Source organism: Chengkuizengella axinellae, from assembly GCF_030730905.1.
Taxonomy (GTDB): Bacteria; Bacillota; Bacilli; order Paenibacillales; family KCTC-33759; genus Chengkuizengella; species Chengkuizengella axinellae.
In genome coordinates, this window is record NZ_JAVAMP010000001.1 from 120873 (window position 1) to 135639 (window position 14767).

Below are 14767 nucleotides of genomic sequence, written 5' to 3' on the forward strand. Positions count from 1 at the left end.
GGATTAATATTTTTTTATGCTTGCAGGTGAAAGACAACAAAAAATATTAGATTTGATACAAACGAATGGTTCAGTAAAAGTTTCTCAAATAAGTACGATGTTTCAAGTGACAGAAAAAACAATTCGTGAGGATTTAGAAAAGTTAGAAAAGAGACAGCTACTAAAGCGAATTCATGGTGGGGCAATATCGATCCATAAACAAATAAATATTTTGACTGAAGAACAGTCTATAAACAACATGTTGAGTGAGAAAGAAGCAATTGCTGAAGCAGCATTGAAGCACATTCGACCAAATGATATTATTGCTCTCGATGCTGGCAGTACCTCGCTTGAAATCGCTAAAAAATTGGAGATATTTCCGTTGACTGTTGTAACAAATGACTTGATGATTATTCGAGAGCTGTGTCTTCGTGATGAGATTCGATTGGTTGTACCCGGCGGTTATAAACAAAGTAATATGTTGATCCATAATGATAACACAGAATGGATTGAACAGTTAAACATTCATAAATTATTTTTAACAACATCAGGAATACATCTAGAGTTTGGATTATCCATTTTCAATAAAAGCTTGATTCCTCTAAAAAAAGCTTTGCTTAAGGCTTCTAAAGAAGTGATTTGCATAGCTGATCATAGAAAGTTTAATAAGGGGGCATTATTTACTTTCGCTGCTTTGGAGGAAGTAAACTTATTCATTACGGATGAAGGCGTGCAACCTTCAGTACATAAAGAATTATTATTTAATCAGAAACTAGAAATTGCCACAACAACATGAAGCAACTCATTATAACAAACAAACTGTAATGATATGAAAAAAAGGAGGAGAATCTATAATGAATAAACAGTTAGAGGTCATCACCTTTGGCGAGAGCATGGGGCTGTTTACCCCTCCATCAGATAAAACATTAGAAACAGCAACACAGTATTTTCGTTCATTCGGTGGAGCAGAAAGTAATGTTGCTATTGGTTTAGCAAGATTAGGGCACTCCGTTGGATGGTTTTCAAGGTTAGGTCATGACCCTCTAGGTGTATCTATAAAGAAAACCTTAAGAGGTGAAAATATTGATGTTTCTAAAGTGAAATTGATTGAAGGAACTCCAACCGGTTTTATGATGCGCCATATCAAAACAGGTAGAGTTGAAGTCTTTTATCATCGAAAATCATCTGCTGCCAGTATGATGGAACCAGTTGATGTAGATGAACAATATATAAAACAGGCACAAGTTTTACATATTACAGGAATTACCCCTTCGCTTAGTTCATCCTGTCGTGAAACGGTATTCCATGCAGTTCAAATTGCGAAACAAAATGGAGTTAAAGTCTGTTTTGATCCTAATTTAAGATTAAAGTTATGGAGCCTAGAAGAAGCTCGCTCAACATTGCTTCCGCTTATGGAAATAGCAGATTATTTTCTTCCAGGGTTAGAAGAGTTAGAGTTATTATTTGAGACTAGCGATTGGAATATGATTCAAGATAGACTAAAGAATTTAGAAGCTACATCGATTGTAAAAGGTGGAAAAGGCATAAATTATGTTGTTTCTAAGGATGACACCAGTGAAGTACCGTATGAATTAGCCAATAAAGTGGTTGATACCATCGGTGCTGGGGATGCCTTTTGTGCTGGGTTTTTATCAGGAATACTAAAAGGATTATCTCCAGAAAAAGCAGTGGAAAGAGCTCATTTAAATGCATCTGTTGTCATTCAAGATCATGGTGATTGGGAACCTTTACCTGAAGCTGAAATAATAGATCAGTTATTATCAAAACAACATTTTGTAGAAAGATAATAAACTTACCCACATTTTGTGGGACCCGAAACAAAATTCGTAGAGTTGGAGCGAACAATAAATGAAAAAATATGAAACTTTAAAAAAGATGAATCAGTATGGTGTTGTTGCTGTATTAAGAGGAAAATCAGCAGAGGATGTATTAAAGATGTCTGAAGCGGCAATTGCGGGCGGAATCAAGAGCATTGAAGTAACAATGACGGCTCCTGGAGCATTAGACATCATTGAAGAGTTATCCAATAAATATAGTCAAAATGCGAATCCAGAGTCGCCAGTCATCGGTGCAGGAACGGTCCTAGATGATGTGACTGCTCGATTAGCCATATTAAAGGGAGCCTCTTATGTAGTTTCCCCATCATTTCAGCCTGAGACAGCAACAATGTGTAATCGTTATCGCATTCCATATCTTCCAGGGGTCATGACAGTTCGTGAAGCACAGACAGCAATTGAAGCAGGTGCTGACATTGTGAAGCTGTTCCCTGGTAATGTCTATAGTCCTTCTACGATCTCTGCGTTAAAAGGACCTCTTCCACAGTTGAATATTATGCCTACAGGTGGGGTGAATATAAAAAACTTGCATGAATGGATTCAGGCAGGTGCATTTGCCGTAGGCATTGGATCAGATTTAACAAAAGAAGCAGAAAAGACAGGGGATATTTCAATAGTGACTCAAAAAGCGGAAGACTATATGGAAGCTTTTTATCGTGCCAAGCAGTAAGCAGATCTTAAGAGTTTTGTGGTTTCAAAGGGTGGATTTACTCCATCCTTTGAAATGTATTGAATTTGTAGATTAAAAATCATATTATCTATAAAAGAGGTGAGGGTATGTTAGACGGCAAAAAAAACAACGTTGTTAAAATTCATGGAAGTGATTCTGTTGCTATCACTTTGAAAGAATTTAATGAAGGTGAACGAATTATTTTAGATGATAAAGTTGTTGAAATCAATGAGACCATTCCCTATGGACATAAGATTGCTATTAAGGATGTTTCAAAGGGTGAAGATATTATTAAATTTGGTTACCCAATCGGTCATTCTACTGAGAATATTGTTGCAGGAAGCTGGATACATAGTCATAACATGAAAACAAACCTACACGGAGAATTAGACTATGAATATGAAAAAGTAGAACAAAGCACAGACAAACAAGTTCGTTCCTTTGATCAAACATTTAAAGGTTATATGAGAGACAATGGAGATGTAGGGATTAGAAATGAAATCTGGATCATTAATACGGTAGGTTGTATAAACAAAACTGCTGAACTCTTAGCCAATATGGCTAATCAAGAATTACGTGATGAATCTTTTGATGGTGTATTTCATTTTCCACATCCATTCGGTTGTTCTCAGCTTGGTGACGATCTAACTTATACTCAAAAACTATTAAGCAACTTAGTCCATCATCCAAATGCAGCAGGTGTATTAGTTTTAGGTTTAGGTTGTGAAAATAACTATATTGAATTGTTTAAAAAAGTTTTAGGTGATTATGACAATCGCAGAGTAAAATTTTTAGAGGTTCAAGCTGTGTCAGATGAGATGGAGTCAGGGTTGGATTTAATAGAAGAATTAGTTCAATATGCTAAAAAGTTTACTAGAGAAGATATACCAGTTTCTAAGTTAAAGATAGGATTGAAGTGTGGAGGTTCTGATGGTTTTTCGGGCATTACTGCCAATCCTTTAGTTGGTAGATTTGCTGATCACCTTATATCAAAAGGAGGGACAGCTGTATTAACAGAGGTGCCTGAAATGTTTGGAGCAGAAACCATCCTTATGAATCGAGCGAAAAATGAAGAAACATTTTCTAAAATCGTAGACCTTGTCAATGACTTTAAGCGTTATTTTATCAGACATGATCAAGTTGTTTATGAAAATCCTTCACCCGGTAATAAAAAAGGGGGGATTACAACGCTCGAAGAAAAATCATTAGGATGCATTCAGAAGGGTGGTTTTGCAGAAGTAAACGATGTTGTTCAATATGGTGAAAGAGTAACTGAGACAGGTTTAAACCTCTTACAAGGTCCTGGAAATGATCTTGTATCTGTAACCGCTTTAGCTGCTTCAGGTGCTCATATCGTGTTGTTTACAACGGGAAGAGGAACTCCTTTTGGTGGACCAGTCCCTACTGTAAAGATTTCTACAAATACTGGCCTCTATGCAAGAAAGAAGAACTGGATTGATTTTGATGCAGGTCAGCTTTTAGACCACAAAGATATGAACCAATTAAGTGAAGAGTTATTTGATTATGTAGTGAATGTAGCATCTGGAGATATTACTGTGAACAATGAATTTTACGGATTTAAGGAAATTGCAATATTTAAAGATGGCGTAATGATGTAGATTATATACATTTAGAGGACTGGAGGATGTTTATGAAAATGAATCAGCTGAATCGTGAATGGATAGAAAAATATCAAAATAAACACAACTTCAAATCATCTGTTCATTTGGAAGAGAAGATTTTACAAATTGGCGAGGGTAATTTTTTACGTGGATTTTTAGATTGGATGATTTTTAAATTAAATCAACAAGGCAAGTTTGAGGGGAAAGTTGTTGCAGTCCAACCGACCAAACATGGCAAGGTAGTTCCGAAGCTAAATCAGCAAGACGGATTATATACAACGGTATTAAGAGGGATTGATGATGGAGAAAAGGTAGAAAAAATTGAAATTATAGATTCTATCAGCCGTGGACTTAATCCATATGAACAGTGGGATGAGGTTTTAAAGGTTGCGGAATCGCCAATGATACAGTTCGTCTTTTCAAACACAACGGAATCTGGTTTAACTTATAAAGAAGAAGTTTATGATCCTTCTCAGTCACCTGATTCTTTTCCGGGAAAATTAACAGCTCTTTTATATCACCGTTTTAATAAACTTGGAATGGAAAAAAACTCAGGGTGGATTATTATTCCATGTGAATTAGTAGATTTTAATGGGCAGCTCTTAAAAGAGCTTGTATTGAAAACGGCTGAAAGCTGGAATCTTTCAGATCAATTTTTGCAGTGGATTGAAACTGAAAATATATTTTGCAACACACTGGTTGATCGTATTGTAACGGGATACCCTAAAGATCAAATAGAGGAATATGAAGAGAAGATAGGCTACGTAGATATTTTATTAACGACTGGAGAACCCTATCATCTTTTTGTCATAGATTCGCCAAAGGATATGAGAAACATTCTGCCATTTCATGAAATTGGATTAAATGTGCATTGGGATGAAATAAAACCGTATAGAGATTTAAAAGTAAAACTGTTAAATGGTCCACATACATTGATGGCTGCTGTTGGATTTTTATGTGGCATCGAAACGGTTAAGGAAGCGATGGAGGATGAGATCGTTGGTTCTTTTATTCAAAATAGTATAAACGAAGAGATGGTACCCACTTTTGATGATGTGAAAAAGGCTACAAATTATGTAAATAGTGTAACGGAAAGATTCATTAATCCTTTCAATAAACATCTATTAAAAGATATTGCTTTAAATACTGTATTTAAATTTAAAACTAGATTGATGCCAACGATCAAGCTTTATGAGGGGAAATTCCATCATCTTCCTAAATACATTGTTTTTTCATTTGCTGCATTATTTGTGTATTGCAAACCTTACAAACAAGAAAACAATGAATTTATAGGCTCTAATTTCTCAAAAGATTATGTAATCAAAGATAAGGTAGAAGTTTTAGAACTATTCTCTAAAGCTTGGTCACATTATGATGGTAGTATTCAAAGTATTCAAAAATTAACAACTGAAGTATTAAGCGATCGTTCGATTTGGGATGAGGATTTAAATGAGATTACAGATTTAAATCATATGATCGTAACTTATATAAACGATATATTGGGACATGGAATGAAGGCAAGTTTAAGCAGGATATGATTGGGTGGTATAAGGAATAAATATTCCCTATCATTTTTTTAAAAATTTATATATGAGGTGATTGGATGACTTTTTTAAGTGAACATATGATGTTGAAAAGTGAAAGTGCTAAATTGTTATTTCATGATTATGCGAAACAAATGCCTATAATTGATTTTCATACCCATCTAAGTCCACAAGAAATCGCTGAAAATAAAACTTATCACAATATAACAGAACTGTGGTTATCAGGAGACCATTATAAATGGAGAGCAATGCGCTGGCTTGGCTTTGATGAGAAGTTGATTACAGGTGAAGCTTCAGATAAAGAAAAGTTTATGACATGGGCTAAAACATTACCCTATACTATGGGAAATCCGATTTATGTGTGGTCACATTTAGAGCTTAGTCGATATTTTGGAATCGAGGAATTATTAACACCAGAAAATGCTGAACATATTTGGGAGGTTTGCAATGAAAAGTTAAAGGACAGCTCATTTAGCACTCAAAACATATTACAGCAATTTAATGTGAAGGTTATTAATACAACAGATGATCCAATTGATTCACTTAACTATCATCGGAATATAATGGAACAGGGTAATATTGCAACTGAAGTTCTTCCAACATTTAGACCCGATCAGGTATTAAATATAGATCAGCTAAGTTTTAAAGACTATATTCATAAAATGGAACAAGTAACTGAGTTATCTATCTCAAATTATAGTGATTTGATCTCAGCTGTAGAAAATAGAATTCGATATTTTAATGAAAATGGGTGTCGTATATCAGATCATGCTTTTACTGAACTACCTTTTAGTTCATGCACTGAGGATGAGGCAGCTACTATATTTAAAAAGGGTATTGATGGACAGCAGTTATCACTTGATGAGATTCACAAATATCAAACAAAAACCATGATGCATTTAGGTCAAATTTATAATTCACTCGGCTGGACGATGCAGCTGCACATTGGAGCCATTAGAAATAATAACTCACGCATGTTATCTTTATTAGGCAAAGATACGGGATATGATTCTATTCTAGACTATAAGCTTGCAGAAAATTTAAATGGATTTTTAAATGAACTGGACAAAGAAAATACGTTGCCAAAAACGATTGTATATACTTTAAATGCAGCTGGGAACGATGTGATTGCTTCAGCCATTGGAAACTTCCAGTCAACAGGCGCAAGAGGTAAGCTGCAATTTGGTTCAGGTTGGTGGTTTAATGATACGAAAGAGGGTATGTTGAATCAAATGAAAACGCTGGCTAATATTGGGGTTTTAAGTACGTTTATTGGGATGTTGACGGACTCTAGAAGTTTTCTTTCTTTTCCTAGACATGAGTACTTTCGCAGAGTTCTATGTGATTTATTTGGAGGCTGGATAGAAAATGGGGAGTTACCAAGGGATTATGAATTTATTGGCAGCATCATTCAGGATATTAGTTATAACAATGCGTTGAACTATTTTTCAAAATAATGATTTAAAATTAATTATGAAATGAACCCTTGGGAAAAATCCAAGGGTTCATTTCTATTTATATATAGTAGGTAATTCTTTACGGATTGATTTTACCAACACCAGCGCCTGCAATAACAATTGATTTCACATCTTCTACTGGGTCTAGATTATAAGTGTATGGCGGTGTGTAGCTGACTGTAGAAGTTGTCGGCTGATTACCGGTATTATTTTGGAATATATTATTGGAAACATCCCAGTATCCAATTTGACTGCTGTATAAAGACACGACTGGATCTTTAGAATTTTCAAAATGGTTATTTTCAATTCTGAGCGTTGCTCCCATTCTGGAATTAATACCTGTATCAATGATGTTATTGTAATAGTTATTATATAGATGCCCTTGACCAAATCTGAATAGAGGTCCTCTTGAATACATGTTTTCCCAACGATTGTGATGATATGTGATCTTGCGGTCGAAATTATCACTGTCAGAAGAACCTACAAGTGCTGTTTTCCAGCTATCATGCACATAGTTGTAGGAGAAGGTAATATATTCAGCATCGTCCTTTACATCAAACAAACCGTCGTAATAATCTTTGTCAACATCTAAACTATTGTATAATTCATTATGATCTACCCAAATGTTATTTGACGGTCCCACGATGCTGATAGCATCTTTATCACCGATATCAACGTGATGAATGGTTAGATTACGGATAATAATATTGTTTGCTCTCCATACTTTAATGCCAATTCCGTTTAATTCTCCATTTGTACCAACGCCAAGAATGGAAATGTCTGAAACATCTTTTACGTCAATTTTATTGTTGGAAGAATTCGCTGGTGTAATCGTTCCGTCTACATAAATAGTTAAGGGTAAGTTTGGATCTTTATTATTGATTGCGTTTTGCAAGTCTGTTCCTGTACTAACCGTGACTACGACTGCATTGTCACCTTCACCACCAGTAGTTCCTCCATTCAATGTTGCAAATCCAACCAAATCATTTGCATTACCAGGTGGATTTCCTCCTCCAGCATCTTGTGGAGTGGCATTTACTTCTATAGAATTTTCACTTTCTCCTATGCTATTTACTGCACTAATGACATAATAATAGGTCGTACCGTTTGTCAACCCTGTATCTGTAAAGCTAGTTGATGTCAACCCTGTTGCAATTGTATTATAAGTACCACCTGCTGTTGTTGAACGTTTTATATTGTAGCTGTCAGCATTTGATACGATATCCCATGATATAGAGATAGTAGAATTGGAAGGATTGATAAGTACATTTGATGGAGCCTCTGGCGATACTTGACCTCCTCCATTATCACCACCTCCGGTACTGCCAACTTCAACGATTTGCCATTGCTGATGATCTCCGTCTCCATAAGTCCATTGCCCAACATTACCGCCATCAGTTAGAGAAGCATTTTGAACTTCTAAAGCTTTTTTACTATTTTTGTTAATTAGTTTAAAGTAGCCACCGCCAACGTCTTCAATTGTCCAAGCGTGAGCCTGACTGCTCCTCTCCCTCATTTGAACAACATCTGCACCATCTTCTTTGGATTTATTTAAAATATAGATTAGTTTTCCACTATTTACATTGACAATATGATAATACCCTTCACCTATGCTTTCTATTTGCCATTGCTGTTCTGGAAGGTCGCTGCGGGACACTTGAACTAAAGTATCATCGTCTTGAGTTCCAGCATTTAGAACCTCAATGGCTTTCCCACTGTTTTTATTGATTATAATGTATTTTTTATTTGGATCAATGCCTGTAGATGCAGCTGGTGTGGCACTGACTTCTGCAGAATCAGCGCTTTCGCCAAATGTATTGCTTGCACTAATGACATAATAGTAGGTCGTTCCGTTAGTTAAACTTGTATCGGTAAAGTTGTTACCAGTTAGATTGTTAACTATTGAAGTATAGGAGCCTCCTAGAACTAATGATCGTTTTACAGTATAAGATTCTGCTTGATTGACAGGATTCCAAGTTAAAAGGATAGAACCATCACCAGAACTTGCATTTAAATTAGTAGGGGGGGTTGGAGGTAATTCGTCTCCGCCACCACCTCCAGTTCCTCCATCAATAACACCAACACCAGCATATTGAAGAACAAGTGCTTTTATATCTTGTACTGGATCTAATGTATAGTTATAAGGTGGAGAATAACTTACTGTAGAAGTTGTTGGTTGATTTCCTGTTGTATTTTCAAAAATATTATTGGATACATCCCAGTATCCAATTTCACTGCTGTAAAGAGATACGATGGGATCTTTTGAATTTTCAAAATGGTTGTTTTCAATTTTGAGCGTGGCACCCATTCTAGAATTAATACCTGTATCTATAATGTTGTTGTAATAGTTATTATAGAGATGACCTTGGCCAAACCTGAAAAGTGGTCCTCTTGAAAAGATATTTTCCCAGCGGTTATGATGGTATGTGATTTTTCGATCGTAATTATCTCCATCTGAAGAACCTACCAATGCTGTTTTCCAGCTATCATGAACATAATTGTATGAGAAGGTAATGTATTCTGCATCTCTTTTAACATCAAAAAGTCCATCGTAATAATCTTTGTCAACATCAAGACTATTATATAACTCATTATGGTCTACCCAGATGTTATTTGCAGGTCCTTCGATGCTAATGGCATCTTTATCACCAGTATCTACGTGATGAATAGTTAAATTTCGTATGATGATGTTGCTTGCACGAATGATTTTTATGCCAATTCCGTTTAATTCTCCATTGAGGCCTTCACCAATGATCGAGATATCAGATACATCTTTCACATCAATTTTACTATTCGATGAATTACTTGGTGTAATTGTTCCATTTACATAAATGGTTAAAGGAAGATTTGGATCTTTGTTTGAAATAGCATCTTGTAGTTGTGTACCCGTATTTACTGTCACAATTACAGCATTACTACCTTCACCACCTGTTGTTCCTCCATTCATAGTTGCGAATCCCACAGGTTGATTTAAATCTGAAGGAACCGAGGTTCCTGATGTTTCAGGTGTTGCACTGATTTCCGTTGAATTGATGCTTTCACCAGCTTCATTCACTGCACTTATGACATAATAGTAGGTTGTTCCATTTGAAACGTTAGAATCTGTAAAGGTGAGGGTTGTCAAATTACTAGTTAATATTGAATATGAACCGCCAGAGGTTGTTGAACGTTTGATATTATAACTATCCGCATTACTTATTTCATCCCAAGATAAAGAAATGAATCCATCTGAAGGAGCAGCACTAATATTAGATGGAGGATTTGGAATGACTATACCACCAGGATCGCTCGTGTCAGTGTTTCCATCATCAATAAATTTCAAGTAATCAATGTTAGCACCCCCTTCAGAGGAAATACCAGTTAAACGTATTGTATTGTTTCCTTCATTAAGTTGAGCGCTTGGAGAAACGAATTGCCAATTTGTCCAACTCCCTGTTCCAGGGAAGGATAAACTAGCCTCAACTACAGCACCATTCACTTGAATTTCTGCTGGACGATCTGTAGAGGCATTTGCATATCGAAAATCTAAAGTATAACTTCCAGTTGTCCCTGCATTGATCACCCACTCTATAAATCCGCCAGCTTCATTTGGATCAAAATTTACGTACCCTTCACCATCATATCCTCCATTTTTTGTTTCAAATATTGCACCTGACATCACATTTGCATCTTCACCTTGATAGAATTCTTCCACTGTATTGGCTTGCAAAGGAGTGGATAAAAATAATGAACTGAATAAACAAAATACCATTAGAACACTTAAACTTTTTTTCAAGATAATCTCCCTACTTTCTAAAAAGTTTTTAACATCAAAACAGTTATTCAATGAAAACGTTGTTATTTAAAAATTTCAAAATACAGAAAATAATAACGTTGTTATTTTGGCTTATATGTAATTACAACGTTGTTATTTTTTGGTATTTAAAGCGCTTTCATTATTGTGAAATAAACCTCCTTCCTTTAAAATGATTATATCACAATCAATTATGATATAATGGAAAAAATGAAACTATACTAAATATATATTAAGTTTTGACTCGAGTTATACTGGGATTAGTACATTAGTTGTAAGAGAAAAAACTGTTTCCGAATAGGGAAACAGTTTTTTGAAGGATTATTAATATAATAATCTCTTTACATCTAATGAAGGTCTCAAATATATTCTTGAGTAACTCCGATAGGAGTTTTTGCTGGATATCTACCAATTTTACTTTATAACTCCACACTTACTCGTCGCTTTTCCTTAAAATACACCCATTCTTTATACCCGATCTTCTTCAGTCTTGCTGCAACCAAGTCCCATTCATCACCTACACGATCTGGAACATGTGCATCTGAACCAAATGTGACGTATACACCATAAAACAAAGCTTTTTCTAAAATGTCGTCAGATGGATACCATCCTCCAACATCTTTTGTTTTACCAGAAGTATTAATTTCAATAGCTGCTTCACATTCAGCAACTACCTTCAATGTTTCATCAATACTTTCTGTTTGAATATTTGAAAACTCAGGATAATAACCTTTCATAGCATCAATATGTCCTAAAATCTGAAACATTCCACTTCGAGCAGATTGTTGAATCAGTTCATAATATTGATCCTTTTGCTCCACTTTTTCTTGATCGCTTAAACCATGCCATCTTTTTTTATTAAAAATACTAACGCCATTGACCCGATGAATAGAGCCTATAATATAGTCAAATGGATATTTTTCATATTCTTTTTGGTAAAGATGAGCGTATTCAGGGAAAAAATCTGATTCTATACCTAACAAAACCTCAATTTGACCTAGATATTTTTTTTTCAGTTTTAATATTTCATTAACATAGTTGGGAAATTCGCTTTTCGCCATTGCAATTTTTGGTTCTGCTTGATCTTTAGAGTGAGCGAAATAGGGTGAATGGTCTGATATGCCAATGACTTTCATTCCTTTTTCAATTGCTTCTTTGATATAGTCCTCTATAGTACCTTCTGCATGCCCGCAACGATAATGATGTGTATGTAGGTCAAATTTCATGCCCTCATCTACTCCGATCCTAAAAATTGTGACTCTGACATTCCTTTTAGATCATCTAAAAATTGTTGAAGTGCAGTACTTAAGTATCGATCTGATTTATATATCACACCTACTGGATGACTAACTGCCTCTAATTCGTCTACTTGAATCATTTTTAATGTACCCAATTTAAGTTCATTTGAAATGGATGATTTAGAAATAATTGCAGCCCCAAGATTAATTTCAACCATTCTCTTCACTTCTTCACTGCTTGTCAATTCCATGACTATTTGTGGCGTGAAATTCAGTTTTTTAAATATTTGATCCATAAACCTTCTGCCTGCAGAACCTGGTGAAATCATAATAAAAGATAAATCTTTTAATGACTCTGCTGAAGTATGTCTTTTATTTGCTAACGGGTGCTCTGGTGCAACTACAAGCTCAAAGGTATCGTAATATAAGACGGATGTTTCAAGCGTAGGTTTTTTGTCAGTTAAATAAGTAATTCCTATATCAATAAGTCCACTTTCAACACTAGACATGATTTGTGAAGAAGGCATGGAATGAATGCTGGTTTTAATGAGTGGGAATTGATTTTGGAAATAGCTAAGTACACGAGGAAGTACTTGCATTGCTATGGAAGTCGTTGTCCCTAGTTGAATATGTCCTTGAGGTGTTTCGTTCATATCTGATAATTTTTGTTTAAGTTCATCAACAATATTTAATATTTCAACAGCATGTTCTATGAAAAGATGTCCGTTGTCAGTTAATGTTATAGGCTGGTTTCTATCAATAAGAACGGTTTGAAACTCATCTTCCAAGCTTTTGATTTGTGCAGATACTGCGGGCTGCGTTAAGTTTAAAAAGTCTCCTGCTTTCCTAAAGCTTTTCATTTTTGATAAAGCTATTAATGTTTCGAGTTGATTGATATTCAACAGTGATCCCCCTCTCTAATAGAAGTAGTTCAAAAAGTCTCTTTTTAATGGAAAACTGAGCTTTTGAACACGTACTAATAGATATAATTTATTAAAAATATAAGCTTTAATAAAAAAGTTGTATATATTTTATTATAAGCAACCTGAGTTCCTGAAGCAAACACTTCATAAACCCTTTATTTTTCAGCCATACCCTCTAAAATTGTATATTTTAGTCGTACTTTGTAAGAAAATTCATGTACTTCGTGCCATTTATTCGATATAATTAGCAATAAACGTCAATATTTCTTCCAAAATAAGGAGAAAAAATATGGATAAAAATTATATTCATCCTTTTTTAGAGTCAGCAAGTAATGTGTTAGAACAAGTGGTTCGTGTTCGCCCAACCTCAGGTGAATTGGAAATTAAAGATGTGAAGTATCTTGACCGTCATATTTGGATTTTGATAGGTATGAGCGGCCATTTAAAAGGAGAAATCTTATTTGGTTTGCCTGAGCAAGTAGCGCTTAAGATTGTATCAGAAATGATGGGCGGATTCCAAGTGAATGAATTAGATGATATGAGCCAAAGTGCGATTTCTGAGCTGGGTAATATGATCAGTGGGAATGCTTCAACATTGTTGTTTGATCGTGGAGTTTCTGTGGATATTACTCCCCCTCAAATTATTCAGTCTATTGAACATTTTCATGCACAAAAGGCATGGACAATACCATTAAATATTAAAGATGTGGGGGAATTCAACATTCAAGTATTAGTTACATAAAAAGAGGTTATAAATCGAGTGAATTACTTTTAAAGCTATCTGTATCCCTCATGTGATAGCTTCATTTTATGTAATCAATAGATTGTTGGTTGTTAAGTTCTAGTATAGATTATCTTATAGAAATGGGTGTGAATAAGGTTAATACGCTGGAGCAAAAGGTTGTGGTCATTACAGGTGCATCTGGTGGAATTGGAGCACATATGGCGATAAAACTTAGTACTTATGGAGCTATTCCTATATTATTGGCTAGATCTAAAGAACGATTAGGAAAAATATCGGACCAAATTCAAGGTCAACATGATGTTTATGTTGTTGATGTCTCTTCAAAAGATCATATTTTTGAAGTTATTTCTTTGATTTTATCCAAGTATGGAAAAATTGACATCTTCATCAATAACGCGGGGTATGCCGTTTTTAATGATTTTTTACAGTTGTCATTGAATGAAATTGAAGAAATGATGATGGTTAATTATTTTGGGGTTGTTTATAGTTGTAAAGCGGTTTTACCTTCTATGATAGAGAGAAATTCAGGACATATCATTAATGTAGCGTCTATGGCTGGGAAGGTTGGTTCTGCCAAATCTTCAGCTTATGCTGCAAGCAAACATGCTGTTTTAGGATTTACAAATAGTTTGCGTCAAGAATTGAATAAAACAAATATTATTGTATCCTCACTTAATTGCGGTCCAATTGATACTCCTCTTTTGACAAAAGCTGATGTTTCTGGAGATTATAAAGCAAATTTGCCAAAGTGGTTTATATTAGAACCAGAAACAGTAACGAAAGCGATATTAGATATTATTGCAAATCAAAAAGTTGAAAAAAACATCCCACTTATTGCAAACATGGGTTCAAAAATATTACAGATTCTACCTAGGTCTCTGGACAAAATAACTGCAAAAATTACAAATAGAAAGTAATTGAATTGATGTAAGTAAAACAA

At 34.9% G+C, this 14767-nt stretch carries 10 protein-coding genes and 4 pseudogenes; 8 read left to right on the forward strand and 6 right to left on the reverse strand.

Annotated features, from left to right (window positions below; all coding sequences use genetic code 11):
• The first annotated feature begins 16 nt into the window (after positions 1 to 16).
• The 6 genes from Q5Y73_RS00705 (at position 17) to uxaC (ending at position 7128) form a co-directional block, all read left to right on the forward strand.
• Positions 17 to 775 carry a DeoR/GlpR family DNA-binding transcription regulator gene (locus tag Q5Y73_RS00705; RefSeq protein WP_305989931.1) on the forward strand — a complete coding sequence of 253 codons (759 nt, stop codon included), beginning with the start codon at positions 17 to 19 and terminating at the stop codon, positions 773 to 775.
• 58 nt (positions 776 to 833) lie between these two features.
• A complete protein-coding gene (locus Q5Y73_RS00710; RefSeq protein ID WP_305989932.1) occupies positions 834 to 1787 on the forward strand; it encodes a sugar kinase in 954 nt (317 codons plus the stop codon).
• A gap of 61 nt (positions 1788 to 1848) precedes the next feature.
• Entirely contained in the window at positions 1849 to 2505 is a 657-nt protein-coding gene (locus Q5Y73_RS00715; RefSeq protein ID WP_305989933.1) for a bifunctional 2-keto-4-hydroxyglutarate aldolase/2-keto-3-deoxy-6-phosphogluconate aldolase, read from the forward strand.
• Positions 2506 to 2612: 107 nt separating this feature from the next.
• Positions 2613 to 4124: a UxaA family hydrolase gene (locus tag Q5Y73_RS00720; RefSeq protein ID WP_305989934.1), complete on the forward strand. Its 1512-nt coding sequence runs from the start codon at positions 2613 to 2615 to the stop codon at positions 4122 to 4124.
• Between the two features lie 32 nt (positions 4125 to 4156).
• Positions 4157 to 5665, forward strand: coding sequence for a tagaturonate reductase (locus tag Q5Y73_RS00725; RefSeq protein WP_305989935.1), 1509 nt, complete (start codon positions 4157 to 4159; stop codon positions 5663 to 5665).
• 65 nt (positions 5666 to 5730) lie between these two features.
• Complete coding sequence (gene uxaC / locus Q5Y73_RS00730) at positions 5731 to 7128, forward strand: glucuronate isomerase (protein WP_305989936.1); 1398 nt, start codon at positions 5731 to 5733, stop codon at positions 7126 to 7128.
• Between the two features lie 79 nt (positions 7129 to 7207).
• Here the strand turns inward: uxaC and Q5Y73_RS00735 are convergent.
• The 6 genes and pseudogenes from Q5Y73_RS00735 to Q5Y73_RS00760 all read right to left on the reverse strand — a co-directional run.
• Positions 7208 to 8110 (reverse strand): annotated as a pseudogene (locus tag Q5Y73_RS00735) (pectate lyase family protein); the annotation flags it as partial.
• Positions 8111 to 8221: 111 nt separating this feature from the next.
• Positions 8222 to 9202: pseudogene (locus tag Q5Y73_RS00740) on the reverse strand (RICIN domain-containing protein); the annotation flags it as partial.
• A pseudogene (locus tag Q5Y73_RS00745) lies at positions 9197 to 10087 on the reverse strand (pectate lyase family protein); the annotation flags it as partial. The pseudogenes Q5Y73_RS00740 and Q5Y73_RS00745, both read right to left, overlap by 6 nt.
• A gap of 366 nt (positions 10088 to 10453) precedes the next feature.
• Positions 10454 to 10879, reverse strand: a pseudogene (locus Q5Y73_RS00750) (carbohydrate-binding protein); the annotation flags it as partial.
• Between the two features lie 461 nt (positions 10880 to 11340).
• The gene (locus tag Q5Y73_RS00755) at positions 11341 to 12147 is read right to left on the reverse strand and encodes a histidinol-phosphatase (RefSeq protein ID WP_305989937.1); all 807 of its coding nucleotides are present in this window, start codon (positions 12145 to 12147) and stop codon (positions 11341 to 11343) included.
• Positions 12148 to 12155: 8 nt separating this feature from the next.
• The gene (locus Q5Y73_RS00760; RefSeq protein ID WP_305989938.1) at positions 12156 to 13061 is read right to left on the reverse strand and encodes a LysR family transcriptional regulator; all 906 of its coding nucleotides are present in this window, start codon (positions 13059 to 13061) and stop codon (positions 12156 to 12158) included.
• A 310-nt stretch (positions 13062 to 13371) separates the two neighbouring features.
• On the opposite strand from Q5Y73_RS00760, the gene Q5Y73_RS00765 reads away from it, so the two are divergent.
• Positions 13372 to 13824: a chemotaxis protein CheX gene (locus tag Q5Y73_RS00765; RefSeq protein ID WP_305989939.1), complete on the forward strand. Its 453-nt coding sequence runs from the start codon at positions 13372 to 13374 to the stop codon at positions 13822 to 13824.
• Between the two features lie 89 nt (positions 13825 to 13913).
• Positions 13914 to 14744: an SDR family NAD(P)-dependent oxidoreductase gene (locus Q5Y73_RS00770; RefSeq protein WP_305989940.1), complete on the forward strand. Its 831-nt coding sequence runs from the start codon at positions 13914 to 13916 to the stop codon at positions 14742 to 14744.
• Positions 14745 to 14767: the final 23 nt, after the last annotated feature.